This window comes from Candidatus Pantoea soli, assembly GCF_007833795.1.
In the GTDB taxonomy this organism is placed as follows: domain Bacteria; phylum Pseudomonadota; class Gammaproteobacteria; order Enterobacterales; family Enterobacteriaceae; genus Pantoea; species Pantoea soli.
The window spans coordinates 265,654-291,565 of the sequence record NZ_CP032702.1 but is presented as its reverse complement, the minus strand read 5'-3'; the positions used below and the strand labels follow the sequence as shown (position 1 = coordinate 291,565).

Below are 25,912 nucleotides of genomic sequence, written 5' to 3'. Positions count from 1 at the left end.
ATTACGCCTCACCTAAATAAGCACGAATCACATCCGGATTGTTACGGACTTCTTCCGGCGTACCGCTTGCCAGCGGCGTGCCCTGGTTCACCACATAAATGCGATCGGAAATGCCCATCACCAGCTTCATGTCGTGCTCAATCAGCAGCACCGTGACCTTATGTTCACCGCGCAGTTCTGCAATCAGCGCGTCCAGCTCGTGCGTTTCCCGCGGGTTAAGACCCGCCGCGGGTTCATCAAGCATCAGAATTTCCGGGCGCGTCACCATGCAGCGCGCAATCTCCAGCCGGCGCTGCTGACCGTAGGCGAGATTGCCCGCCTGACGGTTTGCCAGCTCCAGCAAACCAATGCGCTCCAGCCAGGTGGCGGCGCGATCAAGCGCCTCGCTCTCACCACGGCGAAACGCCGGGGTTTTGAACAGGCCGGAAAACACCCCGCTTTTCAGATGCTGATGCTGCGCCACCAGCAGGTTTTCAATCACCGTCATCTCCCGGAACAGCCGCACGTGCTGGAAGGTACGTACCACACCCATGCGCGCAATTTTCTGTCCCGGCAGGCCGGCCAGCTGCTGGTCACGCAGGCGGATAGTGCCGCCGGTGGGTTTATAGAAACCGGTCAGGCAGTTGAACACGGTGGTTTTCCCCGCCCCGTTCGGCCCAATCAGTGAAACGATCTCCTGCGGATGCAGTTCCAGCGCCACGTTGTTGACGGCCAGCAGGCCGCCAAAGCGCATCATCAGGCCTTCTACGGCTAATAAAGGCTGACTCATGCCTGCTCTCCTTGTTTCGCCTGCTTCAGTTTCAGGTGCGGACGCTTCATCGGCAGCAGCCCCTGCGGACGCCAGATCATCATCAGCACCATCAGTGCGCCAAGCACCAGCATGCTGTACTCATTTAAATCACGCATCAGTTCACGCGACACCACCAGCAGAATTGCGGCGAGGATCACCGCCAGCTGCGACCCCATACCGCCCAGTACCACTATCGCCAGCACAAATGCAGACTCGACAAAGGTAAAGGATTCCGGGCTGACAAAGCCCTGACGTGCGGCAAACAGCGTACCGGCAAAACCGGCAAACACCGCGCTGATGGTAAAGGCAGTCAGTTTGATGCGCGTCGGGCTCAGGCCCAGCGAGCGACAGGCAATCTCATCTTCACGCAGCGCTTCCCATGCCCGACCCAGCGGCATGCGCAGCAGACGGTTAATCACGAACAGCGTCAGCACCACCAGCAGCAGCGCCACCAGATAGAGGAAAATCACCCGGTGATTAGGATCGTAAGCCAGGCCGGTCAGCTCGTGGAAGGTGGTCCAGCCGCCTTCTGTCACGCGACGGCCAAACTCAATGCCGAACAGGCTGGGTTTCGGGATCTGCGCAATGCCGTTCGGCCCGCCGGTGATGGCGGTGCTGTTCAGCAGCAGAATACGCACAATTTCGCCAAACCCGAGCGTAACGATAGCCAGATAGTCACCGCGCAGGCGCAGCACCGGGAAGCCCAGCATCAGGCCAAAGGCACCGGCCACGATGCCCGCCAGCGGCAGGCTCTCCCAGAAACCAAAGCCATAGTAGTGGTTCAGCAGCGCAAAGGTGTAAGCACCAATGGCATAAAAGCCGCCGTAGCCGAGCACCAGCAGACCAGACAGCCCGACCACCACGTTAAGCCCCAGCCCGAGCATGACGTAGATCAGCGTCAGGGTGGCGATATCAACACTGCCGCGTGAGACCAGGAACGGCCAGACCACCGCCGCCACAATCACCACCAGCATCAGCAGTTTTTGCTTTGGCGTTGAGCCATCAAAGCCCGGCAGCACCAGGCCTTTACCGCTGCGTTTCAGGCGATTGCTGAACAGCGGACGCAGCAGCTGAAACAGAAACACCACGGCGCAGCCGATGACGATCCAGTTCCAGCGCACCGTACCGGCATTGGCCACCACCAGACGGGTGCCGTTTAAATCGAGGCGCATCCCCATAAAGAAGGCAGCAAGCACCAGTAACATCGCCGCAGAGACCACGGCGTTAACCAGACCGAGGCGCTTCATACTTTTTCCACCTCCGGACGGCCAAGAATACCGGTAGGCATCACCAGCAGCACCACGATCAGCAGCGCAAATGAAACCACATCTTTATATTCGGTAGAGAGATAGGCGGAGGTCAGCGCTTCGGCAATCCCCAGCACCAGGCCGCCGATCATCGCGCCCGGAATGCTGCCAATGCCGCCCAGCACCGCCGCGGTAAACGCCTTCATCCCGGCCATGAAACCAATAAACGGGTTAATTGAGCCGTAAAACTGCCCGAGCAGCACACCGGCCACGGCCGCCATCGCAGCCCCAATCACAAACGTCAGTGAAATGACGCGGTCAGTGTTGATGCCCAGCAGGCTGGCCATTTTCAGATCTTCTGCGCAGGCGCGGCAGGCGCGGCCCATGCGCGAGTAGCGGATGAACAGCGTCAGCGCCAGCATCGCCAGGAAGGTGACCACCCAGATCACCAGCTGCATGGTGGTGAGCGTGGCGGCAAAGCCATTGCTTTCACCCAGCGTCCACTGGCCGGTAATCAGGCTGGGCAGCGCCAGATCGCGCGAACCCTGCGTCAGGCTGACGTAGTTCTGCAGGAAAATCGACATGCCGATGGCTGAGATCAGGGCGATCAGGCGCTTGGAGGCGCGCACCGGCTTATAAGCCACGCGCTCGATACTCCAGCCGTAAGCGCTGGAGATAATCACGGCCATGACAAAGCCGGCGGCGATCATCAGCCACGCGGTGTCGATGCCCATCATCATCAGGGCGGCAATCACGATAAAAGAGACATAGCTGCCGATCATATAGACCTCGCCATGGGCGAAGTTGATCATGCCGATAATGCCGTAAACCATGGTGTAACCAATGGCGATCAGCGCGTAGGTGCTCCCGAGGGTGACCCCGTTGAACATCTGCTGAATGAAATAGAGAAACTGCTCGGACATAATGAGGACCTGCTCTGGAGCGAAATAAATTCCCCCTGCCGTTTTCGGCAGAGGGTGAGGACAGGGAAAAGCCCGCTGTGTCAGCGCGCGGTTTCCCTGTCCTGCCCTCTCCCGCGGGAAGAGGGATAGTCTGCGTGCGGCTTATTTAACGGCGGTGGAAGAGCCGTCTTTGTGCCATTTAAAGACGCCAAATTCGAACCCTTTCAGGTCGCCTTTCGCATCCCAGTTCAGGTTGCCCATCACGGTAGGGACTGCCGCGCCCTCTTTCAGGTTTTTGGCAATCGCATCCGGCTCGTCGCTTTTGCTGCGTTCAATCCCGGCCACCAGCGACTGAATTGCCGCGTAGGTGGTCCAGACGAACGGACCGGTAGGATCTTTGCGGTTGGACGCGGTGTTGGCTTTGATGGCATCCACGATCGCTTTGTTCTCTGGCAGCTGGTCATAGCGCTTAGGCAGGGTAACGTACAGCCCTTCAGAAGCCTCACCGGCGATGTTAGACAGTGAGGCGTTGCCCACCCCTTCCGGCCCCATGAAACCGGCATTCAGACCGGCAGTTTTAGCCTGGCGCAGAATCTGGCCCAGCTCCGGGTAGTAACCCCCGTAATAGACGAAATCGACGTTCTCTTTTTTCAGGCGGGCAATCAGCGTAGAGAAGTCTTTGTCGCCAGCGGTGATACCTTCAAACAGCACCACGTTGCCGCCTTTGGCTTTCAGGGTTTTCTGCACCGACTCTGCCAGGCCCTGGCCGTACTGCTGCTTGTCATGCACCACGGCAATACGTTTGGGTTTGATCTGCTCCAGGATGTAGTTCGCCGCCGTCGGCCCCTGATCGGAATCCAGACCGGTGGTACGCATGACGTCCGCATAACCGCGCGCCGTCAGTTCCGGTGCCGTCGCCGCCGGGGTGATCATCAGAATGCCTTCGTCGTTATAGATGTCTGACGCCGGCTGAGTAGAAGAGGAGCACAGATGGCCGATAACGTATTTGATGCCGTCATTGACCACTTTGTTGGCCACCGCAACCGCCTGTTTCGGGTCACAGGCATCGTCATATTCCACGCCCACCAGTTTGTCACCGTTTACGCCACCTTTGGCGTTGATATCTTTGATGGCCTGAGCGGCACCGGTGAACTGCATGTCACCGTACTGCGCTACCGGACCGGTAGCGGCACCGACGATGGCAATTTTAATATCTTTTGCCAGCACCGCATGGCTCATGGCCAGCGCAACGCAGCCTGCCAGTAACGCGCGTCCTTTACTCATTTTCATGCGTACTTCCCCATCTGTTGTGTCGTGTCTGTGGTGTTTGGTTTATTTTTAGCCAGTCAAAGAGAGAAACTGATTTCAGAAGAATGAGTTAGCACTCTTTTCTGGCATTTTTTGTTAAGAAGACTTTATTTTTCAGGTTATTAAACAGGAACTTTCTTCTGTAAATCAACTGACACATTCAGTATTGACCGGGCCGGACAGCAGAATACTCTGGTGGTTATGGCCGGATTTTCACCAGCTTGCCAGCGCGTTATGCTGGCTTTTTCGGCGATCGATACTGGCTTACTCCACAATCCTGGCAAACAGGCTGGCGTTTGACCTCTTTTCATCGCAAAAAAGTGACAGCGCTCTGACTGTCTAAATTCGCTACACTATGCCCTTTCAGCCAGCACAGGTAAGGGTTATGAAGCTCACTATTCAGCGCATCAGCACGCTGACGCCGCAGGATCGACTGGACTTAGCGAAAATCTGGCCGCAGCAGGACATAGACCAGCTGGAAGCCAGCCTGACTGAAACGCAGCGGCTGTATGCAGCGCGTTTTAATGCACGCTTGCTGGGGGCGCTGCAGCTGGAGATTCGCGGGACAACGGGCAACATCACGCATCTGTCAGTGCGTGACGCCACCCGGCGGCGTGGCGTCGGGCAATATCTGCTGGAAGAGACGATGGCGCAGAACGGCGCGCTGGCGCACTGGTGGGTAGCGGATGACGGAGAGGATGACCAACGCGTGCGTGCAGCCTTTATGCAGGCCTGCGGCTTTCGCGCACAGAGCGACGGCTGGGTGTGTCAGACAGAGAAGTTGTGACGGCCTGGCCGGCCGGCATCGCTCTCTGCGTCATGTTTCAGGCGAGGCGCATAGCGTGAGAATATGACACGCCTGCTCCGGCACAGTCCGGTTCAGGTTACACCGCGGCTTCTTTCGCGCATAAAAAAGGGCGACCCGGTGGTCGCCCCTTCTGTGCCTGAGTTTTATCAGGCTTCGATAGCCATACGCAGTTTCTTCATGGCATTTTTTTCCAGCTGGCGCACGCGCTCGGCGGAAACGCCATACTGATCGGCCAGCTCCTGCAGCGTGGTCTTGTTATCATCATCCAGCCAGCGGGCGCGGATGATGTGCTGGCTGCGCTCGTCGAGGCTCAGCATCGCATCGCTCAGCTTGTCTGCCGCGTGCGCATCCCAGTTATCCTCTTCAATGCCATCGGCAAAGTCAGAGGTTTTATCCTGCAGATACAGCACCGGTGCCATTGGCTTGCCTTCACCGGCATCGTCGTCAGACGACATGTCGAAGGTCATATCCTGCGCCGCCATGCGGGATTCCATTTCCAGCACGTCTTTGCTGCTGACGCCCAGCTCGCGCGCCACCATTTCCACTTCATCCTGGTTGAACCAGCCCAGACGCTGCTTGGTTTTACGCAGGTTAAAGAACAGCTTACGCTGTGCTTTCGTGGTAGCGACCTTCACGATACGCCAGTTGCGCAGCACATATTCGTGAATTTCCGCTTTAATCCAGTGCACGGCAAAGGAGACCAGACGCACACCCACTTCCGGATTGAAGCGACGCACCGCCTTCATCAGGCCGATGTTACCTTCCTGGATCAGGTCTGCCTGCGGCAGGCCATAGCCGGAGTAGTTACGAGCGATATGAACAACAAAGCGCAGGTGAGACAGGATCAGCGTCTTGGCTGCATCCAGATCGCCCTGGTAATGCAGCTTCTCCGCCAGTGCTTTTTCCTCTTCTGCCGTTAATACCGGCCAGTTGTTGGCAGCCCGAACATAAGATTCCAGGTTGCCCAGAGGAGCAATCGCTAAAGTTTGCATTTCTTTGGTCATTCAAACCCTCACAAATTCAATGGAATTGCTGCACGGTTCCCTGCGCAGACGCTACAGTATGTCAGCGTCACCGGAAAACCAGAAGCAATCTGTGCTACTTGGACGTCAAAGTTATCCACAAGTTCAATTATAGCAGTGAATATTTTACGCACAGATGACGGCGGGGAAAATCGGAGCATTCCTCTGCGTCCGAAACACCAGCAGCAGAGGAACAGTATATCAAAAAAACGTTGCCAGGGGTTACTGCGGCGTAAAACGGCGTAAATGTTGAACGGTTGCCAGCCAGGCAGCAATCCAGCCGATGATAGCCGCGATCAGCAGCAGCAGCAGGCCTTCATCCCACGAGAAGCCTTCCAGCACAAAGGTCGTGCCGAACACCGAAGCCACCTGCGCCACTACCGATTGCAGGCGCAGCACCAGCACTTCGGACAAAATCAGCGAGAGCACCGCGCCGGCAAAACCCAGCAGCGCACCGCCATACAGGAAGGGCCGCAAAATGAAGCCGTCGGTGGCGCCGATCAGCTTCTGCACATTGATGGTATCGCGGCGGGCAAAAATACTGAGCCGCACGCTGTTACCAATCACCAGGAACACCGCCACCACCATCAGCAGGCCAATCATGGAGGCGATCTGGCCCACCAGCCCGGTCAGCGCCGCCAGGCGGGCGAACCAGCTGTCATCCATCCGCACCTCTTCCACGCCCTGCACTTTCGCCACCCGATCGCGCAGGTTTGCCATGGTGTCCGAATTCTGGAAGTTAAGCTTTGGCGTAATGATAGCGACCGCCGGCAGCGGATTCTGCTCCAGCATATCCATGGCGCCACCAAAACCAGACCAGTTGCGGAACTCATTCAGCGCCTCTTCGCGCGTCAGATAATTCACGTTGTCCACGCCATCCAGCTTTTTCAGCTCTGCGGTGACGTTCTCAGCGGCGGTGTCATCCAGCGCCTTATCCAGATACACCGTTAGCTGCGGCGCCGGATACCACTGCGTTGCTGCCTGACTGACGTTTTTCCACACCATGTAGCACACGCTGGGCAGCGTCAGGGAGATAGCAATCACCATCACCGTCAGTAGCGTCGCCAGCGGCTGACGATACATGTCGGACAGCGTGCCGCGCCACGCGTAGCGCCACTGCTCCTGCCAGCCGCCCTTCAGCGCTTTGCTTTTCGACGGCTGCTTCGCGGTTTTTGTCGCCGCCGGGCGCTTGTTACGTTTATTGACCATCGTGGCCTCCGTGCAGACGTCCCTGATTGAGCGTCATCACGCGGTAATGGCGGCGTGAAATCAGCCCGATATCGTGTGTTGCCATCAGCACCGTAACGCCGACGCGGTTGAACTCTTCAAACAGGCGCAGAATATCTTCAGACAACGCGTTATCCAGGTTACCGGTGGGTTCATCCGCCAGCAGCACGGCCGGTTTGTTTACCACCGCACGGGCAATGCCCACGCGCTGCTGTTCACCGCCGGAGAGCTGAATCGGGTAGCTTTTCGCTTTGTCGAGCAGGCCCACTTTATCCAGCGCGGCCGAGACGCGACGACGAATGTCTTCGCCACTGGCGCCGGAGATAATCAGCGGGATGGCGACGTTGTCATATACCGAACGATCCATCAGCAGATGGTGATCCTGGAAGATCATGCCGATCTGACGCCGCAGGAACGGCACTTCGCTGTGGCGCAGCCGCGAGATATCGTGGCCGCTGAACCAGATTTGCCCGGCGCTCGGGCGCTCAATGCCACAAATCAGCTTCAGTAAGGTACTTTTTCCCGCGCCGGAATGGCCGGTCAGGAATGCCATTTCGCCGGGACGCAGATGAAAATCCACGCCCTGCAGCGCCTGGCGGCCTCCCAGATAAGCCTTACTGACCTCTTCAAAGCGAATCATCCCAGTTATTCCTCTCGGGCAAACAGTGCCTCAATAAAGTCTGCGGCCTTAAACGGCCGTAAATCCTCGATGCCTTCCCCGACACCGATATAGCGAATCGGAATGCCGAACTGATCGGCGACCGAGAAGATCACACCGCCTTTCGCGGTGCCGTCGAGCTTGGTCAGGGTGATACCGGTCAGGCCTACCGCTTCATGGAACAGGCGGGCCTGGCTGATGGCATTCTGCCCGGTGCTGGCGTCAATGGTCAGCATCACTTCATGTGGCGCATCCTCATCCAGCTTTTTCATCACGCGGGTGATCTTTTTCAGCTCTTCCATCAGGTGCGATTTGTTCTGCAGACGGCCCGCGGTATCGGCGATCAGCACGTCAACCTGACGCGACTTCGCCGCCTGGATGGCGTCAAAGATGACCGAAGCCGAATCGGCACCGGTATGCTGCGCCACCACCGGAATGTTGTTGCGCTGCCCCCACACCTGCAGCTGCTCCACTGCCGCAGCACGGAAGGTATCACCGGCGGCCAGCATGACGGATTTGCCCTGCGCCTGATACTGACGGGCCAGCTTACCGATGGTCGTGGTTTTCCCGACGCCATTGACGCCAACCATCAGGATGACGAAAGGCATTTTGCCGGTGACGTCCAGCGGCGCATCCACTTTCTCCAGAATGCCGGCCATCTCACTCTTCAGCAGGCCGTACAGCGCTTCGGCATCGCGCAGCTGCTTACGGCTGGCCTGCTGTGTCAGGCTGGTGATGATGCGGCGCGTGGTTTCCACTCCGACGTCAGCAATCAGCAACTGCTCTTCCAGCTCTTCAAACAGCTCGTCATCAATTTTTTTGCCGCGGAACAGGCTGACAAAGCCGGAACCGAGATTTTCGCGGGTTTTTACCAGGCTGCGCTTCAGACGGGCAAAGAAGCCCTCTTTGGTGGGACGCTCCTGCTCCTGCGCGACAATTGGCGCGGCCGCCAGCGGCAGATCGCTTACGGTATCCTGCGCAGCTTCCGCATCTTCCGCATAGGTTTCAGCCAGAGCCAGCGCTTCCAGCTCTTCGTCACTGAGCGGTGCATCTTCGGCTTCCGGCTCCGCGGCGCTGTGGGGTGCCTCTTCCGCTACCGGCGTAACGACCTGAGCCGCAGGTTGCCCCTCTTTCGGCTGCTGCGCTTCTTCAACCGGCGCAACCTTTGTCAGCGGTTCCTCTTCCGGCAGCACTTCTTCAATCGGCGCAACCTCTGTCAGCGGTTCCTCTTCCGGCAGCACTTCTTCAATCGGTGCAACCTCTGTCAGCGGTTCCTCTTCCGGCAGCACTTCTTCAGTGACTGCGGTCACCGTGGCAGCAGGGCCGTCAGCCGCTGTTTCGGCATGATGCTCTGCCTGCTGCGCTGCAACCTGCTCGGTGACGGCAACGGTCTCTTCCGCCTGTGCTTCGGCGCTTGTTAACGCGCTCTCTTCAGCAGCAGGTTCCGGCGCCTGTGCGTCTTCAACAGGCTGCTCCTGCACCTGCTCTTCGGCAGGCTGCTCCTGCACCTGCTCTTCGGCAGGTGGCGACGTCGGTTCCTCTTTGCCAAAGCCCAGCCAGGAAAAAAAGCCGCGTTTTTTCTCTTTTGCCATTGTGTAACCACACTCCTCGATGGCTTATTCCCGGTAGCACGCTGTTCCCAGGGGATAAAAAATTCACTTTTCAGCGCATGAGCCGCGTAAAAATCAGGCAATTACGCGCATGATATCAACTCAGTAGTCTAACACTTTCCAGCCAGCGCACCACAGCACCCTTTTTTAACGTTTCTTCTGCCTGCTACGCCCGTTAAACTACGCAACAAATTATGACGAGTTGTGAGCGAAATGAGTAAATCCCCCCGCAACAGCAGCGCCGCCGGCCAGATTCGTATCATTGGCGGCCAGTGGCGCGGCCGCAAACTGCCGGTGCCGGACAGCGCCGGCCTGCGCCCGACCACCGATCGCGTGCGCGAAACCCTGTTTAACTGGCTGGCTGCCGATATCCAGCAGGCGCGCTGTCTGGACTGCTTTGCGGGCAGCGGTGCGCTGGGCCTGGAAGCGCTGTCGCGCTACGCTGCCTCGGCAACCCTGCTGGAGCTGGAACGCAGCGTCGCCCAGCAGCTGACGCAAAATCTGCACACGCTGCGCGCCACGCAGGGTAAGGTGGTGCAAACCAATACGCTGCAGTGGCTGAGTCAGCCAGGCGAACCCTATAACGTGGTATTCGTCGATCCGCCGTTCCGCAAAGGGCTGCTGCAGGAGACCCTGACGCTGCTGGAAAACAACGGCTGGCTGGCAGCAGACGCACTGATCTACGTTGAAAGTGAAGCCGAGCACGGCACGCCGCTGGCACCGGCCAGCTGGCACCTGTACCGCGAAAAAATTGCCGGCCAGGTGGCCTACCGCCTTTATCAACGCCAACAGGAGACAAGCGATGTGGCTTAATCTGGGACGTTTGCTGATGATTTGCGTCTGGGCTTTCCTGCTGCTTAACCTGATCCACCCCTTCCCGACGCCGCTGCGCTATTTTGTGCATGTCGCGCTGTTCTTTATGGTGATCATGCACGGCCTGCAGCTGGTGCTGCTGCGCGCGACGCAGCCGAAAGAGGGCCCCGCGCTAAGCCGGGCGACCCAGATTAAGATCTTCTTTTTTGGCGTTTTTGAACTGCTGGCCTGGCAGAAGAAGCACTATCCGAAGATGTAATGCACCGGACGCCCGCGGCGCTACTGCGCGGGCGTGAAACTCACAAAGCGCGTGCCCTGCATTTTCAGTTCACCCTTCACGCCTTTGTCCATCTGATGATAATCGCCGGCGCTGACCGCAACTTTAAAGTCGCTGGCACCGTTCAGCGGGTGAAACCCGACTTCGTACTTCATCTCTTCTGCGACAATCTCTTCGCGCTGACGCGATCGGCGATTCGGGGCAGGAAATTCGCGCTTGTTTTTTACCTGCACGCTCATGGAGCGCACCGGAGAAGCGTCATTGACCGCGGCTTCACGCCGCTGTTTGATAAACTGACGGGTCGCCAGGATGGCAATAATCGCCAGAACGATAAAAAAGATTAGCGGTGGTTTGCTCATGTTTTCTCTCGCACTTTGCGTGGACGGTGGCAAAAATAAAGACGCCAAAGCATACAACCAGAGTTGCCCGATTGTCACATTTGCCGCCGGTAACTTAAACTGAGATCGCGATTTTGGGAAAATTCATCAAAGCGGGCGTTCTGCCCGCAAAAGGGAGAAAAAATGCTTTGGTCTTTCCTTGCAGTCCTTTTTTCCGGTTGGTTGTATGTCGACGCTTCCTATCGCGGCCCGCAGTGGCAGCGCTGGTTGTTCAAACCCGTCACCCTGCTGTTGCTGGTGGCATGGGCATGGCAGGCTCCCACCCTTAACACCACGGATTACCTGATTCTGGCCGGGCTGGTGGCTACGCTGGTGGGCGATGCACTGATGCTGCTGCCGCGCCAGCAAATGCTGTATGCACTGGGCGCGTTTTTCCTCTCACACCTGCTCTACACCCTCAGTTTCGCCGCGCACATGACCATGAGTTTCTACTGGCCGATTCCGCTGGCGTTCCTGATTACGGGCGCCGTGGTGATTGGCATTATCTGGTCAAAACTGGAGGATCTGCGCTGGCCGATCTGCACCCTGATTGGTATGACGCTGGTGATGAACTGGATGGCGGCTGAGAACTACGTGTTCCGCCCCACCGACTACAGCTTTTCACTGCTGATTGGTGCGGGTTTACTGCTGCTGGCAAACATTGTCTGGTTTATTACCCACTACCGTCGTCGCTTCCGCGCTGACAGCGCAATTGTCGCCGCCTGCTACTTTGCCGGGCACTTCATGATTGTGCGCTCGCTGTGGCTCGCCTGAGGAAAATGCCGCCGGACGCTTGACTCTGGAGTCAGCTCCAGAGTGTAGCATTCAGGACGCGGGATCGTCCCGCGCCTGAATCCGGAGGTTCCATGCATCACTCTGCTCATTCCTGCGGCTGCGGCAAAGCGCACCGCAAACCCCAGCCGCTCTGTGCTGTGCGTAGCGTCAAACCCGCCCCGCTGACCATTTCCGCCGTGCAGCCCGTTTCCGCTGCTGATGACAGTCACTGCTGCGCCAGCGAGGAAGCCACGCCGGGCAGCGGCGACGATGATAGTGACAGACCGCGCGCCGGGGCCCCGTTAAGCTGGCAGATTGCCGGGATGGATTGCCCAAGCTGCGCGCGCAAAATTGAAACCGCGGTGCAGAAACTGCCGCAGGTGCAGCAGGCACGCGTCATCTTCGCCAGTGAAAAGCTGGTGGTGACGGCGCCAGAAGCAGCACGTCCGGCCATCGAACAGGCGGTAAAAAACGCCGGCTTTACGCTGCAGGCTAACGAACTGGCCGCCGCACCCCGCCGCTGGCGTGAGCACGCCGGTCTGCTGCTGCTGGCCCTGCTGATGCTGGCCAGCTGGCTGCTGAGCCAGATTTCGCCGCTATGGGGCGATCGGCTGTTTGTTATCACCACGCTGGTCGGCCTGTTGCCGATTGCCCGTCAGGCCTGGAGGCTGCTGCGCAGCGGCTCGCCCTTCAGTATTGAAACCCTGATGACGCTGGCGGCAGCCGGTGCGCTGATTATTGGCGCCCATGCCGAGGCGGCCATGGTACTGCTGCTGTTCCAGCTGGGTGAGCGGCTGGAGGCCTGGGCGGCAACCCGCGCACGTCACGGCGTGACAGCACTGATGGCGCTGCGTCCCGATACCGCCACGCGCCTCTCCGGCGGGCAGCGGCGGCAGGTGGCGCTGGCGGATCTGCGGCCGGGCGAAACCATAGAGGTCGCCGCCGGGGGACGGCTGCCGGTGGATGGTGAACTGCTGCACTCGCGCGCCAGCTTTGATGAAAGCGCGCTGACCGGCGAGTCTTTGCCGGTGACGCGCGAACCCGGCGAAACCGTGATGGCGGGAGCGACCAGCGTCGATCGGCAGGTGACGCTGAAAGTGGTGTCGGCGCCCGGTCACAGCGCTGTCGATCGCATCCTGCATCTGATCGAAGAGGCAGAAAGCCATCGGGCGCCGGTTGAACGCTTTATCGATCGTTTCAGCCGGATCTATACCCCGGCGATCATGCTGCTGGCGCTGCTGGTGATGGTGCTGCCGCCGCTGCTGGGCGCGGGCGCATGGCTGCCGTGGATTTACAAAGGGCTGACGCTGCTGCTGATCGGCTGCCCGTGTGCGCTGGTGATTTCGACCCCGGCGGCGATTACCTCCGGTCTGGCGGCAGCGGCACGCCAGGGCGTGTTGATCAAAGGCGGCGCGGCGCTGGAACGGCTCAGCCGCATTCAGACGCTTGCCTTCGACAAAACCGGTACGCTGACGGCAGGCCGGCCGCAGATCATGGATATCACCCCTTTCGGCTCGCTCAGCGCAGCGCAGCTGCTGCGTCTGGCTGCCGCCGTTGAACAGGGTGCCAGCCATCCGCTGGCGCGGGCGATCGTCTCCGAAGCCGAACGCCAGCAGCTGGCGTTGCCGCAGGCGCAGCAGCAGCAGACGCTGGCGGGCAGCGGCATTCGTGCGCAGATTGCCGGCGTAACCTATCAGCTGCTGACACCGCGTGATGTGAGCACGCTCAGTGACGCGCAGCGGCAGGCCGTGACGCAGCTGGAAAGCCAGGGGAAAACCGTGGTCGTGCTGCTGGACGACAGGCAACCGCTGGGCATGCTGGCTCTGCAGGATCCGCTGCGGGACGACGCGCTGCCAGCGCTGCAGGCGCTGAAAAAGCTCGGCATCAGCAGCATCATGCTGACTGGCGACAATCCCCGTGCGGCGGGCACCCTTGCAGACGCGCTGGGCATTGCCTGCCGCGCCGGTTTATTACCCGCCGATAAGGTAGACGCTGTGCGTCAGCTGGGGACACAGCAGTCGCTGGCGATGGTGGGGGATGGAATAAACGATGCACCGGCTATGAAGGCCGCTACGCTGGGTATTGCCATGGGCAGCGGCACCGATGTGGCGCTGGAAACCGCGGATGCGGCCCTGACGCAAAATCGCCTGCGGGTTCTGCCGGATGCGGTGACGCTGGCACGGCGTACGCGCGCGATTATTCGTCAGAATATCGCGCTGGCGCTGGGGCTGAAGGGCATTTTCCTGGTGACCACGCTGCTGGGCGTCACCGGACTGTGGCTGGCGGTGCTGGCCGATTCCGGCGCCACCGCGCTGGTGACAGCTAATGCCCTGCGGCTGCTGCGGCAGCAAAAGCCGCAGCCCTGAACTCAGACGTTTTCGCCTTTCTGAATCAGGTACTGGTACGGCAGCGTGTCGGTCTGCTGTGCCAGCAGCCTGTGCTCCATGAAGCGGCAGAATCCGGGAATATCCCGCGTAGTGGCCGGATCGTCGGCAATAATCAGCAGGGTTTCACCCGCTTGCATGCCGCGCACCGTTTTGCGCACCATCATCACCGGCTCGGGGCAGCGCAGACCCTGCGCATCAAGCGTATGGTCTGCCGCTGAAAAGGAATCGCTCATGTTTCTCTGTCTTTGATCAGGGTGGGCGCTCATTCTAGCGCGCTGGCGTGGCAGCGCAAGGCGATAACGATTGCGTTAAAATTAACCATTGCATTCGTTGCGCAACGCGCTAAGATGCCGACCGATTTTTACTACACTGGCTTCTTACTCACCCTGTTCGGGTTTACCCGACGGCAGCGTGGTGTGTCATGCATTTAGCGCTGGCCTGCTGTGTTGAGAAGAAGATGGGTTCCCTCACCCCAGCATTAAAAAGGTACAAGATGCTTAACTTTTCTGTGCGTCAGCGCATGCATGCGCTGTTCTGGCTGTCGCTGTTCCATTTGCTGGTGATCACCTCCAGCAACTACCTGGTGCAGCTGCCGATTTCTATCTTCGGCTTCAACACCACCTGGGGCGCTTTCAGCTTCCCGTTTATCTTCCTCGCCACCGATCTCACCGTGCGCATTTTTGGCGCGCCGCTGGCCCGTCGCATCATCCTCGCGGTGATGATCCCGGCGTTGTTTATCTCCTACGTCATCTCCTGCGTGTTTTTCCAGGGCGAATGGCAGGGCTGGGCCTCGCTGGCGCAGGTCAACCTGTTTGTGGCGCGCATCGCCTGCGCCAGCTTTATGGCGTATGCGCTGGGGCAGATTCTGGATGTGCACGTGTTTAACCGTCTGCGCAAACTGCCGCAGTGGTGGATTGCGCCGGCCTGCGCCATGTTTCTCGGCAATATCAGCGATACGCTGGCCTTCTTTTCTATCGCTTTTTATAAAAGCCCGGATCCCTTTATGGCGGCGCACTGGGTGGAAATCGCACTGGTGGATTACAGCTTTAAAGTGCTGATCTGCATGATTTTCTTCCTGCCGGCTTACGGCGTGTTGCTGAATGCCGCGCTGAAACGCCTGGCCGAGCGCAATAGCCTGCGCCAGATGAATTTCGGCTAATTGCACGTAGACGAAACGCCGTTGCACGCTAAGATTTCCTGACAAAGCGCTGGTTGCTTTTGGCAACTAAATCCGCTTGTATAACGCCTGATTAGGATCTGATGAAAGGGATAAGAATGCGTAACTTAGTGAAATATGCGGGTATCGGCCTGCTGGTTATTGGCCTTGCCGCCTGCGACCAGAAGAAAGATGACGCAGCGGCGAATAACAGTGGTGCCACGGCCAGCCAGTCAGCGCAGACCGTTAACCTGATGGACGGCAAGCTGAGCTTCAGTCTGCCTGCCGGCATGTCGGACAAGAGCGGCAAATTGGGCTCGGAATCCACCAATATGCACGTCTATGCCGATGAAACCGGACAGCGCGCCATTATTGTGATTGCCGGCGATCCGACCAGTGAATCGCTGGATACGCTGTCTCAGCGTCTGGAACAGCAGCAGCGCAACCGCGATCCGCAGCTGCAGGTGGTGTCAAATAAAGCCGTAACGCTGAAAGATCAGCCTGCCCAGCAGCTGGATACGGTGATTTCTGCCAACAATCAGACCTCCTGGTCCTCCGTGATTCTGGCAAAAGTGGACGGCAAACTGGTTACGCTGCAGATTACCCTGCCGGCTGCAAATCAGCAGCAGGCGCAGAGTGATGCAGACGCCATTGTGAAGAGTATTACCCTGAAATAACGGAACAGACGACGGAGAGGCGCAACGCATCGTGCCTTTCCGACGCGTGATGTTGGCCGGTCAGCGTGTGCGGAATACCCTGTCGACCAGGCTATTTTTGCCGCGCGTTTGCGCTGCGGCTGAGCAGGCATACAAGGGCAACAGCGTGCGGCCGATACAGGTCGCAAGCTTCATGTCGCCCGGCGCGATCCGCATCCTTTCTTACTCTCAGCCCCTTTCGCGTCCGCTCTCGTTGCTTGTGCCATCGCGCCCGCAGCGGTCGGGCCTGAAGCCGCGGGCCTGAAGCCGCGTCCCTGCTGACAGAGGCGCTGTACCTCTCCTCTGTCAGACAGAGCCTTTTTTCAGGCCGGTACCGTTACAACCTTACCGGTGAAATATGCCAGATCTCGTCGGCGTACTCCTGAATGGTGCGGTCAGACGAGAAATACCCCATGTTGGCAATATTCAGTGCCGCCCGGCGCTGCCACTCTTCCGGCTGGCAGTAAAGCTGGTCCACCTTATCCTGGGTATCCACATAGCTGCGGTAGTCCGCCAGCAGCTGATAGTGATCGCCAAAGTTCACCAGCGCATCGAACAGATTGCGATAGCGCTCCGGCTCCTGCGGGCTGAACACGCCGCTGGCAATCTGCGTCAGTGCCTGATGCAGTTCCGCATCCTCTTCGTAATATTTACGCGGGTTATAGCCCTCTGTACGCAGCTTCTCCACCTGCGGCGTGGTGTTGCCGAAGATGAAGATATTCTCTTCGCCCACGTGCTCGCGCATTTCAACGTTAGCGCCATCGAGGGTGCCGATGGTCAGCGCGCCGTTTAGCGCAAACTTCATGTTACTGGTACCGGAGGCTTCTGTACCCGCCGTGGAGATCTGCTCTGACAGATCCGCCGCCGGGATAATGATCTGCGCCAGGCTGACGCCATAGTTCGGCACAAACACCACTTTGAGCTTATTTTTCACCTGTGGATCGTTGTTGATCACGTTGGCCACATCGTTGATCAGGTGAATGATGTGCTTGGCAACGCGATACGCTGACGCCGCCTTGCCGGCAAAAATATTCACGCGCGGCACCCAATCCGCATCGGGATCGGCTTTGATGCGGTTATAGCGCGTGACTACGTGCAGCACGTTCAGCAGCTGGCGTTTGTACTCATGAATTCGTTTGATTTGCACATCAAACAGCGCGTGCGGGTCCAGTACGATATCCATGTTTTTTGCCACCCACTCGGCCAGGCGCTTTTTGTTGGCAAATTTGGCAGCGGCAATCTGTTCAATAAACGCCGGGTAATCAATGTGCGGCGTTAGCTCGCTCAGCTGGCTGAGATCGGTGCGCCAGGTGCGGCCAATGGTGTCATCCAGCACTTCAGACAACGCCGGGTTCGCCAGCGCCAGCCAGCGACGCGGCGTCACGCCGTTGGTTTTATTGCAGAAACGGCCCGGGAACAGGCGGGCAAAATCGGCAAACAGCGACTGGACCATCAGGTTGGAGTGCAGCTCCGAAACGCCGTTCACCTTATGGCTGACCACCACCGCCAGCCAGGCCATGCGCACGCGCCGGCCGTCGTTTTCATCGATGATGGAGATGCGTGCCATCAGCTCCCAGTCATCCGGATAGTAATCCTGGATGGTTTTCAGGAAGTAGTCGTTGATTTCGAAAATGATGCTCAGGTGGCGCGGCAGGATCTTACCGATCATATCCACCGGCCAGGTCTCCAGCGCTTCGCTCATCAGCGTATGGTTGGTGTAGGAGAACACCTGGCAGGTCACTTCAAATGCATCATCCCAGCTGAATTTATGCTCGTCGATCAGCAGGCGCATCAGCTCCGGAATGGCCAGCACCGGGTGGGTGTCATTGAGGTGAATGGCAATTTTATCGGCGAGGTTGTCCCAGGTTTTATGCATCTGCCAGTGACGATGGAGAATATCCTGCACCGTCGAAGAGACCAGGAAGTACTCCTGACGCAGGCGCAGTTCGCGGCCTGAATATGTAGAGTCATCCGGGTAGAGCACGCGCGACACGTTTTCCGAGTGGTTTTTGTCTTCCACCGCCGCAAAGTAATCCCCCTGGTTAAATTTCCCGAGGTTGATTTCGTTACTGGCCTGCGCGCCCCACAGCCGCAGCGTGTTGGTGGCGTCGGTATCATAACCGGGGATGATCTGATCGTAGGCCATCGCCACGATCTCTTCGGTCTCTACCCAGCGCACGCGGGCACCTTCATGCTGCAGGCGGCCGCCGAAGCGCACTTTGTAACGGGTGTTGTGGCGCTGGAACTCCCACGGGTTGCCATATTCCAGCCAGTAATCCGGCGATTCGCGTTGCTGGCCGTCAACGATATTCTGTTTAAACATGCCGTAATCGTAACGGATACCGTAGCCGCGTCCCGGCAGACCCAGCGTGGCCAGTGAATCGAGGAAACAGGCCGCCAGACGGCCCAGACCACCGTTACCAAGACCGGGATCGTTCTCCTCTTCCATCAGCTCGCTCAGATCCAGGCCCATCTCATCCAGCGCCTGATTGAGATCGTCATAAATGCCCATCGCCAGCAGTGCGTTGCCCAGCGTGCGCCCCATCAGAAACTCCATCGACAGGTAGTAGACCTGACGTACATCCTGTGACAGCTGCGCACGGCTGGAACGCAGCCAGCGCTCCACCATGCGATCGCGCACGGCCAGCAGAGAGGCGTTCAGCCATTCGTGCTTATTTGCAATTGACGGATCTTTGCCAATCGTAAACATCAGCTTATACGCGATTGAGTGCTTAAGCGCCTCAACCGTCAGGGTGGGTGAGGTATAGGTGAAAGGTGCATTCATATCCGGTATCCCAATCTGTCGTTACAGCAAACGTTGATAAAGATCGCGGTAGGCTTGTGCGGCCACCTGCCAGCTAAAATCCATGCCCATGGCCTGACGCTGTACGTATCGCCAGAGCGACGGGCGTGACCACAGCACAAAGGCGCGCCGGATAGCCCGCAGCAGTGACCAGGCATTGCTGTCTTCAAAGCTGAAACCACTGGCGACACCATCCGCAAGGTTTTCCAGCGAGCTATCCTGCACGGTATCCGCCAGGCCGCCTGTCCGGCGTACCAGCGGCAGCGTGCCGTATTTCAGACCGTACAGCTGGGTTAAGCCGCACGGCTCAAAGCGGCTTGGCACCATGATGACATCCGCGCCGCCCACAATGCGGTGTGAAAAGGCCTCGTGATAGCCAATCTGCACGCCGACGCTGCCCGGGTGTTCTGCCGCTGCCGCCAGGAACCCCTGCTGCAGCTCTGCGTCGCCCTGCCCCAGCAGCACCAGCTGGCCGCCCTGCGCCAGCAGACCCGGCAGCGCTTCCAGCACCAGATCCAGGCCTTTCTGTTTGGTGAGACGGCTGATAACACAAAACACCGGAACTTTATCGTCCACTTTCAGGCCCATAGCAATCTGCAGCTGGCGCTTGTTCTCGGCTTTGCTTTCCAGCGTGTCGCGGTCGTAGCGTGCCGTCAGCAGCAGGTCATGCGCCGGGTCCCAGATGCCTGGATCCACGCCGTTCAGGATACCGCTGAGCCGGCCCTCTTTCAGCCGCTGTTCCAGCAGCGCTTCCATGCCGTAGCCAAACTCCGGGCGGGTGATTTCCAGAGCATACGTCGGGCTCACTGCAGTAATGTGATCGGCAAAAAACAGGCCCGCTTTCAGATAGGAAATCTGCCCGTAAAACTCCAGCCCGTGCATGTCGAAGTATTCCGCCGGAATCTGAATCTCTTCCAGATGCCGGGCGGAAAACAGCCCCTGATACGCCAGGTTATGCACGGTGAAAACCGTTTTGGCCGGGCGACCGCGCGCGGCGATATAGGCCGGGGCCAGACCGGCATGCCAGTCATGCGCATGCACAATGTCCGGACGCCAGTAGGTATCCACGCCGCTGGCGAGTTCCGCCGCTATCCACCCCAGCAGCGCAAAACGCAGGTAGTTATCCACGTAGGCAAACTGTGACGTATCGTGATAGGGACTGCCGGGACGATCGTACAGCCCCGGCGCATCAATTAAGTAAATGCCAACGCCATTAAACTGGCCAAACAGTAAGCGTACCGGACCGGCAAAAGTCTGTAACTCCGCCACGATTTCGGTATCAGGAATTCCTTTACGCAGATCCGGAAACGCGGGGATCAGCACCCGCGTATCCGTACCATCGGCTATTTGCGCCTGAGGTAGTGCGCCGACGACATCAGCCAATCCGCCGGTTTTCAGCAACGGAAAAAGCTCTGAACAGACATGTAAAACCTGCATCCTGAACCCCTATTGTGTTATCGCCCGCGTTCCACGCGGCAATGTTTTATGCCCTTTCGTCACTTATTGACCCGCGGTGGCCAGTCTGGCCAGCATGGCGCGCGTCACCAGAACGATGCCCTCTTCTGAACGGTAAAAACGGCGACTGTCTTCGTCAGGGTTCTCGCCAATCACCATGCCTTCCGGGATTACGCATGCGCGATCGATCACGCAGCGCCGCAGTCGGCAGGAGCGGCCAATTACCACATCGGGCAGCAGCACCGAAGAGTCGATATTGCAAAATGAGTTAATCCGCACGCGCGGAAACAGCACCGAATTCACCACGACCGAGCCGGAGATAATGCAGCCGCCCGACACCAGCGAGTTCATGGTCATGCCATGACTGCCGGAGCGATCCTGCACAAACTTGGCCGGCGGCAGCGGCTCCATATGCGTCCGAATCGGCCATTCATGGTCATACATATCCAGCTCTGGCGTGACGGAGGCCAGATCAAGATTCGCGCGCCAGTAGGCTTCCAGCGTGCCGACATCGCGCCAGTACGGCTCGGCGTTTTCGTCGTTCTGCACACAGGAGAGCGTAAAGGAGTGCGCGTAAGCTTCGCCGCTGGCGACAATCTTCGGCAGCAAATCCTTGCCAAAATCATGGCTGGAATCGGCAATCTGCAAATCCTCTTCCAGTAACTGATAAAGATAGTCGGCATTGAAGACATAGATACCCATGCTGGCCAGCGCGCGGCTGTCATCGCCGGGCATCGCAGGCGGCACGGGCGGTTTTTCCACAAAATCCACCACGTTGTTTTCCGCGTCCACCGCCATGACGCCAAACGCCGTTGCTTCCTGCAGCGGCACCGGCAGACAGGCAATGGTGCACTTCGCGCCGCGATCGACGTGATCAAGCAGCATGCGCGAGTAATCCATTTTGTAGATGTGATCGCCCGCGAGGATCACGATGTACTGCGCGTTATAGCGGCGAATAATGTCGAGGTTCTGCGTTACCGCATCCGCGGTACCGCGATACCAGTGTTCGGTCGAGGCACGCTGCTGGGCCGGCAGCAGATCGACAAATTCATTCATCTCTTCGTTGAACAGGGACCAGCCGCGCTGAATATGCTGCGTCAGCGTATGTGACTGATATTGCGTAATGACGCCAATGCGCCGGATGCCAGAGTTAATACAGTTGGACAGCGCAAAGTCGATGATGCGGAACTTGCCGCCGAAATGCACGGCGGGTTTGGCACGTTTGGCAGTCAGATCTTTCAGGCGCGTACCGCGCCCGCCAGCAAGGATCAGGGCAACCGTTTGAGCAGGAAGCTGGCGTGCCAGCATTAAGTGATCGGTTCTGTCTAATTTCACCATGTCTGACTCCTTATGATTGCTTCAGGAACACACACACGCCGTGTGCGGGCCCGTGCCAGACAGTTGTCAGGATGGGGTTCTCTTCCCCGGCGAAAGGAGGAATGGCACGCCACTCTCCGTCTGGTAAGGCAAGGTTACTCACCGAATCCGTGGCGTTGATCGTTAGTAACCAGCGGCCGGAGAGCAGGATCTGCATTCTGTGCGTCCCCTGTTCCCACTCATCCTGTTGCAGTGGTTTGCCGCTGGCATTCAGCCACTGCACATTGCCATCGCCCTCCTGCCACCAGCGATCCGCCGTCAGCGCCGGAATCTGCTGGCGCAGGCGAATTAACGCGGCAGTGAAGTCGATCAGTCCCAAATCATCCTGCTGCCAGTCCAGCCAGGTCAGCTGGTTGTCCTGACAGTACGCATTATTGTTGCCGTGCTGGCTGTGTCCGCGTTCGTCACCGGCCAGCAGCATCGGCGTGCCCTGCGCCAGCAGCAGCGTGGTCAGTAACGCATGCACGCTAAGACGTCGCCGCCCGGCAATATCCGGATTAACCTGCAGCCCTTCCTGCCCGTGGTTGCAGCTGAAGTTCGTGCTGCTGCCATCGCGGTTATCTTCCCCGTTGGCCTGATTATGTTTGTGGTTGTAACTCACCACGTCGCGCAGCGTGAAGCCGTCATGCGCGGTAATCAGATTGATACTGGCATGCGGCAGACGGCTGTGCGGCTGAAACAGATCGCTGGAGGCGGCAAAGCGGCGGGCAAAGGCACCGTTATTCAGCTCGCCATGCAGCCAGTAGCGGCGGGCAGTATCACGGAAATGGTCATTCCATTCGCTGAACGTCGCGGGAAACTGCCCCACCTGATAGCCGCCTGGCCCGATGTCCCACGGCTCTGCAATCAGTTTCACCTGCGACAGCACCGGGCAGGCCGCCAGCGCGGTAAACAGCGGCGCATCCTGGCGGTAGTCCGGGGTCCGCCCCAGCACGCTGGCCAGGTCAAAACGAAAACCGTCCACGTGGCAGGTTTGCACCCAGTAACGCAGCGCATCCAGCGCCCAGTTCATCACCTGCGGGTCACTGAGGTTGAGCGTGTTACCGCAGCCGGTCCAGTTCTGATATGCGCCGTTTTCTGTCAGCCAGTAGTAGCTGGCGTTGTCCACGCCGCGCAGTGACAGCGTCGGTCCTATCTCTTCCAGCTCCGCCGTGTGGTTAAACACCACATCCAGAATCACCTCAATGCCTGCCGCGTGCAGGGCTTTAACCGCCTGCTGAAACTCGCGCAGCGGGTTATCACCGGCGGCGTAACCGGGATGCAGTGCCCACAGCGCGAACGGGTTATAGCCCCAGTAATTACTCAGCCCGAGACGCTGCAGGCGCGGTTCACTGGCAAAGGCCGCCACCGGCAGCAGCTCCAGCGCGGTGATCCCCAGCTGACGCAGGTAGCTCACCATAGCAGGATGCCCCAGTGCCGCATATGTCCCGCGCAGCGTTTCCGGAATTTCCGGATGCTGCAGCGTGAGCCCGCGCACATGCGCCTCGTAAATAATGGTATTGCCCCAGGGCGTACGCGGTGCGCAATCCTCTTCCCAGTCGAAGTCATCAGCGATAACCTGCGATTTCGGTGCTACCGCGCCGCTGTCCGTCTCGTCCCGCTGCCACTCACCGCCGGCCAGGCAGGGAGCGTCAGCCACCGTGCCGCAGATCGCACGGGCGCAGGGATCGACCAGCAGTTTCGCCGGGTTAAAACGGTGCCCGCGCTCAGGCTGCCACGGGCCGTGCACCCGATAGCCGTAACGCTGGCCGGGCTTCAGGCCCGGAAAATAGCCGTGCCAGATATCGCCGCTGCGTGCCGGCAGAGCAAAGCGCTGCTCGGCGCCCTGCTCGTCAAACAGGCAGAGTTCTACCTGCTGCGCATGACGGGAGAACAGCGTGAAATTCACGCCGCGCCCGTCATAAGACGCGCCTGCTGGCGAAGGCTGGCCCGGCTGGAGCATCAGTCTGCCTCCCGCACCAGCCAGAGGGTGGCCAGCGGCGGCAGCGACAGACTGAGCGACTGCGCGCGTCCGTGGCTCGCGATCGCCTCGGTGTGCACAATGCCGTGATTACGCACATCGCTGCCGTGATACTCATGCTGGTCGGTGTTCAGCACTTCGCGCCAGCCGCCGGCCTGATTCACACCAAAGCGATAATGGTGCCGCGGCACCGGCGTAAAGTTACTCGCCACAATAACCTCGTTGCCTTCGCGGTCGCGGCGCACAAAGATAAATACCGAGTTCTCATGGTCATCCACCACCAGCCATTCAAAGCCGTTGGGGTCGAAATCCAGCTGATAAAGCGGGGAGAAGTGGCGATAGCTGTGGTTGAGATCACGCACCAGCCGCTGCACGCCATGATGCCAGTTATCACCGCCTTCCAGCAGGTGCCAGTCAAGGCTGCTGTCGTGATTCCATTCGCGCCCTTGTGCAAACTCGTTGCCCATAAACTGCAGTTTTTTGCCCGGGAAGCCCCACATCCAGCCGTAATAGGCGCGCAGGTTGGCAAACTTCTGCCACGGATCGCCGGGCATTCTGTCGAGAATCGATTTTTTCCCGTGCACCACTTCGTCATGCGACAGCGGCAGAACAAAGTTTTCGGTGTAGTTGTAGAGCATGCCGAACGTCATCAGCTGGTGATGATAGCGGCGGTGCACCGGGTCCAGCTTCATGTAATCCAGCGTGTCGTGCATCCAGCCCAGGTTCCATTTGAACCAGAAGCCCAGCCCGCCATCTTCAGAGGGTCGCGTCACGCCCGGATAATCTGTGGACTCTTCCGCCACGCTGATGGTGCCCGGCGCAGCGCGGCCCAGCGTGCGGTTAGTGGTACGCAGAAACGCGATCGCTTCCAGGTTTTCCCGGCCACCGAGGTGGTTAGGCACCCACTCTCCCTCTTTGCGGCTGTAATCGCGATAGATCATGGAGGCCACCGCATCCACACGCAGGCCATCAATGCCGAAACGCTCACTCCAGTAAAGGGCATTACCCGACAGGTAGTTACTGACTTCACGGCGGCCAAAGTTGTAGATCAGCGTGTTCCAGTCCTGATGAAAACCTTCACGCGGGTCGCTGTGCTCATACAGTTCAGTACCGTCAAATTTGGCCAGCCCGAAGTCGTCGCTCGGGAAGTGGCCCGGTACCCAGTCGAGCAGCACGTTGATACCGGCATCGTGCGCGGCGGCAACAAACTGGCGGAACTCGTCGCGCGTGCCGAAACGGCGCGTTGGCGCGTACATGCCCAGCGGCTGATAGCCCCAGCTGCCGTCAAACGGATGCTCGTTAATGGGCAGCAGCTCGATATGGGTAAACCCCATCTCTTTCACGTAGGGGATGAGCTGTTCGGCCAGCTCTTTGTAGCTCAGCCAGAAGTTGTTTTCCGTGTGGCGGCGCCAGGAGCCGAGGTGCACCTCGTAAATGGAAATTGGCTGATCGAAGCCGTTAGCGCGTTTACGCTGCGGCGGCATCTCCGTCTTCGGCGGCAGGCCGCAAATCATGGAGGCCGTTTGCGGACGCATCTGCGCCTCAAACGCGAACGGATCGGCTTTGATACGCAGCTGGCCGCTGGCATCCATGATTTCATACTTATACAGCTGGCCATTCACCGCACCCGGCACGAACAGCTCCCAGATACCCAGCTCACGGCGAAAGCGCATCGGATGGCGGCGACCATCCCAGAAGTTGAACTCTCCGACCACCGACACACGGCGGGCGTTGGGTGCCCATACGGCGAAGCGCGTGCCGTTTACACCATCAATGGTGGTGCCGTGCGCGCCCATGGTTTCATACGGGCGCAGATGCGTGCCTTCGGCCAGCAGCCAGGCATCCATCTCTGCCAGCAGCGGCCCGAAGCGATACGCATCGTCAATTAAGTTCTGCTGACCGTGCCAGTTGACCGCCAGCTGATAGCGAAAAAAGTTTTTGCGGCGTGGAATGACGCCACTGAAAAAGCCGCGCGAGTCGAGGCATTTCAGCTGGGCGCATTTGCGGCCGGTATTGGTTTCAATGACCCAGACTTCAGACGCATCCGGCAGTAATGCGCGGACTTCCAGACCCTGCGTGGTCTGATGCATCCCCAGCAGCGAAAAGGGATCGGCATAATTCCCGGCAAAAAGGGCATTGATCGCATGGCGATCGGGAAGCTCTGACATGACTTTCTTCCTATGATTTTTGCGCAGGCGACCGCAGAGACAACATTGCCGCTGCTGGTGCGCTGCTTTTCATTGAGCCATACATACAGCAGCAAACA

At 58.8% G+C, this 25,912-nt stretch carries 22 protein-coding genes; 7 read left to right on the top strand and 15 right to left on the bottom strand.

Going from position 1 to position 25,912, the window contains the following annotated elements:
• Position 1: 1 nt before the first annotated feature.
• The 4 genes from livG to D8B20_RS01260 form a co-directional block, all read right to left on the bottom strand.
• Entirely contained in the window at positions 2-769 is a 768-nt protein-coding gene (gene livG, locus D8B20_RS01275) for a high-affinity branched-chain amino acid ABC transporter ATP-binding protein LivG (protein WP_145886392.1), read from the bottom strand.
• The gene (locus tag D8B20_RS01270; RefSeq protein WP_145886390.1) at positions 766-2,037 is read right to left on the bottom strand and encodes a high-affinity branched-chain amino acid ABC transporter permease LivM; all 1,272 of its coding nucleotides are present in this window, start codon (positions 2,035-2,037) and stop codon (positions 766-768) included. The genes livG and D8B20_RS01270 overlap by 4 nt, the downstream gene beginning before the upstream one ends.
• The gene (gene livH, locus D8B20_RS01265; RefSeq protein WP_145886388.1) at positions 2,034-2,960 is read right to left on the bottom strand and encodes a high-affinity branched-chain amino acid ABC transporter permease LivH; all 927 of its coding nucleotides are present in this window, start codon (positions 2,958-2,960) and stop codon (positions 2,034-2,036) included. Before livH ends, D8B20_RS01270 begins: the two co-directional genes overlap by 4 nt.
• A 141-nt stretch (positions 2,961-3,101) precedes the next feature.
• Positions 3,102-4,229, bottom strand: a complete 1,128-nt coding sequence (locus tag D8B20_RS01260; RefSeq protein ID WP_145886386.1) for a branched-chain amino acid ABC transporter substrate-binding protein — start codon at positions 4,227-4,229, stop codon at positions 3,102-3,104.
• Positions 4,230-4,632: 403 nt separating this feature from the next.
• Here D8B20_RS01260 and panM point away from each other — a divergent pair, with 403 nt between their 5' ends.
• A complete protein-coding gene (gene panM, locus D8B20_RS01255; protein ID WP_145886384.1) occupies positions 4,633-5,034 on the top strand; it encodes an aspartate 1-decarboxylase autocleavage activator PanM in 402 nt (133 codons plus the stop codon).
• A gap of 167 nt (positions 5,035-5,201) precedes the next feature.
• Here the strand turns inward: panM and rpoH are convergent, their stop codons facing one another.
• The 4 genes from rpoH to ftsY form a co-directional block, all read right to left on the bottom strand.
• Positions 5,202-6,059 (bottom strand): RNA polymerase sigma factor RpoH, encoded by an 858-nt coding sequence (rpoH, locus tag D8B20_RS01250; protein ID WP_145886382.1) that lies wholly within the window; start codon positions 6,057-6,059, stop codon positions 5,202-5,204.
• 240 nt (positions 6,060-6,299) lie between these two features.
• Positions 6,300-7,286: a permease-like cell division protein FtsX gene (gene ftsX, locus D8B20_RS01245; RefSeq protein WP_145886380.1), complete on the bottom strand. Its 987-nt coding sequence runs from the start codon at positions 7,284-7,286 to the stop codon at positions 6,300-6,302.
• Positions 7,276-7,944: a cell division ATP-binding protein FtsE gene (gene ftsE, locus D8B20_RS01240; RefSeq protein ID WP_145886378.1), complete on the bottom strand. Its 669-nt coding sequence runs from the start codon at positions 7,942-7,944 to the stop codon at positions 7,276-7,278. Before ftsE ends, ftsX begins: the two co-directional genes overlap by 11 nt.
• Positions 7,945-7,949: 5 nt before the next feature.
• Positions 7,950-9,554: a signal recognition particle-docking protein FtsY gene (gene ftsY / locus D8B20_RS01235; RefSeq protein ID WP_145886376.1), complete on the bottom strand. Its 1,605-nt coding sequence runs from the start codon at positions 9,552-9,554 to the stop codon at positions 7,950-7,952.
• Between the two features lie 231 nt (positions 9,555-9,785).
• Between ftsY and rsmD the strand changes: the two genes are divergently transcribed.
• The gene (gene rsmD / locus D8B20_RS01230; RefSeq protein ID WP_145886374.1) at positions 9,786-10,385 is read left to right on the top strand and encodes a 16S rRNA (guanine(966)-N(2))-methyltransferase; all 600 of its coding nucleotides are present in this window, start codon (positions 9,786-9,788) and stop codon (positions 10,383-10,385) included.
• Positions 10,375-10,644 (top strand): DUF1145 family protein, encoded by a 270-nt coding sequence (locus D8B20_RS01225; RefSeq protein WP_145886372.1) that lies wholly within the window; start codon positions 10,375-10,377, stop codon positions 10,642-10,644. The genes rsmD and D8B20_RS01225 overlap by 11 nt, the downstream gene beginning before the upstream one ends.
• A gap of 20 nt (positions 10,645-10,664) precedes the next feature.
• Here the strand turns inward: D8B20_RS01225 and D8B20_RS01220 are convergent, their stop codons facing one another.
• Positions 10,665-11,021, bottom strand: a complete 357-nt coding sequence (locus D8B20_RS01220; protein WP_145886370.1) for a DUF2500 domain-containing protein — start codon at positions 11,019-11,021, stop codon at positions 10,665-10,667.
• Between the two features lie 162 nt (positions 11,022-11,183).
• On the opposite strand from D8B20_RS01220, the gene D8B20_RS01215 reads away from it, so the two are divergent.
• Complete coding sequence (locus D8B20_RS01215; RefSeq protein WP_145886368.1) at positions 11,184-11,813, top strand: lysoplasmalogenase; 630 nt, start codon at positions 11,184-11,186, stop codon at positions 11,811-11,813.
• A gap of 92 nt (positions 11,814-11,905) precedes the next feature.
• The gene (locus D8B20_RS01210; protein WP_145886366.1) at positions 11,906-14,179 is read left to right on the top strand and encodes a zinc/cadmium/mercury/lead-transporting ATPase; all 2,274 of its coding nucleotides are present in this window, start codon (positions 11,906-11,908) and stop codon (positions 14,177-14,179) included.
• A gap of 2 nt (positions 14,180-14,181) precedes the next feature.
• Here the strand turns inward: D8B20_RS01210 and tusA are convergent, their stop codons facing one another.
• Positions 14,182-14,433: a sulfurtransferase TusA gene (tusA, locus tag D8B20_RS01205; RefSeq protein WP_145886364.1), complete on the bottom strand. Its 252-nt coding sequence runs from the start codon at positions 14,431-14,433 to the stop codon at positions 14,182-14,184.
• A 260-nt stretch (positions 14,434-14,693) separates the two neighbouring features.
• Between tusA and D8B20_RS01200 the strand changes: the two genes are divergently transcribed.
• Together D8B20_RS01200 and D8B20_RS01195 are read left to right on the top strand one after the other, a co-directional pair.
• On the top strand, positions 14,694-15,359 hold the full coding sequence (locus D8B20_RS01200) for a 7-cyano-7-deazaguanine/7-aminomethyl-7-deazaguanine transporter (protein WP_145886363.1): 666 nt from the start codon (positions 14,694-14,696) through the stop codon (positions 15,357-15,359).
• Between the two features lie 116 nt (positions 15,360-15,475).
• The gene (locus D8B20_RS01195; protein ID WP_145886361.1) at positions 15,476-16,033 is read left to right on the top strand and encodes a DcrB family lipoprotein; all 558 of its coding nucleotides are present in this window, start codon (positions 15,476-15,478) and stop codon (positions 16,031-16,033) included.
• Between the two features lie 355 nt (positions 16,034-16,388).
• Here D8B20_RS01195 and glgP read toward each other — a convergent pair whose 3' ends face one another.
• The 5 genes from glgP to glgB all read right to left on the bottom strand — a co-directional run bounded on the left by glgP (position 16,389) and on the right by glgB (position 25,814).
• Positions 16,389-18,836 carry a glycogen phosphorylase gene (glgP, locus tag D8B20_RS01190; protein WP_145886359.1) on the bottom strand — a complete coding sequence of 816 codons (2,448 nt, stop codon included), beginning with the start codon at positions 18,834-18,836 and terminating at the stop codon, positions 16,389-16,391.
• A gap of 21 nt (positions 18,837-18,857) precedes the next feature.
• Entirely contained in the window at positions 18,858-20,291 is a 1,434-nt protein-coding gene (glgA, locus tag D8B20_RS01185; protein ID WP_145886357.1) for a glycogen synthase GlgA, read from the bottom strand.
• Positions 20,292-20,354: 63 nt separating this feature from the next.
• On the bottom strand, positions 20,355-21,647 hold the full coding sequence (gene glgC, locus D8B20_RS01180) for a glucose-1-phosphate adenylyltransferase (RefSeq protein WP_145886355.1): 1,293 nt from the start codon (positions 21,645-21,647) through the stop codon (positions 20,355-20,357).
• A 10-nt stretch (positions 21,648-21,657) separates the two neighbouring features.
• Positions 21,658-23,628: a glycogen debranching protein GlgX gene (gene glgX / locus D8B20_RS01175; protein WP_145886353.1), complete on the bottom strand. Its 1,971-nt coding sequence runs from the start codon at positions 23,626-23,628 to the stop codon at positions 21,658-21,660.
• Positions 23,628-25,814, bottom strand: a complete 2,187-nt coding sequence (glgB, locus tag D8B20_RS01170) for a 1,4-alpha-glucan branching enzyme (RefSeq protein WP_145886351.1) — start codon at positions 25,812-25,814, stop codon at positions 23,628-23,630. Before glgB ends, glgX begins: the two co-directional genes overlap by 1 nt.
• Between the last annotated feature and the right edge of the window lie 98 nt (positions 25,815-25,912).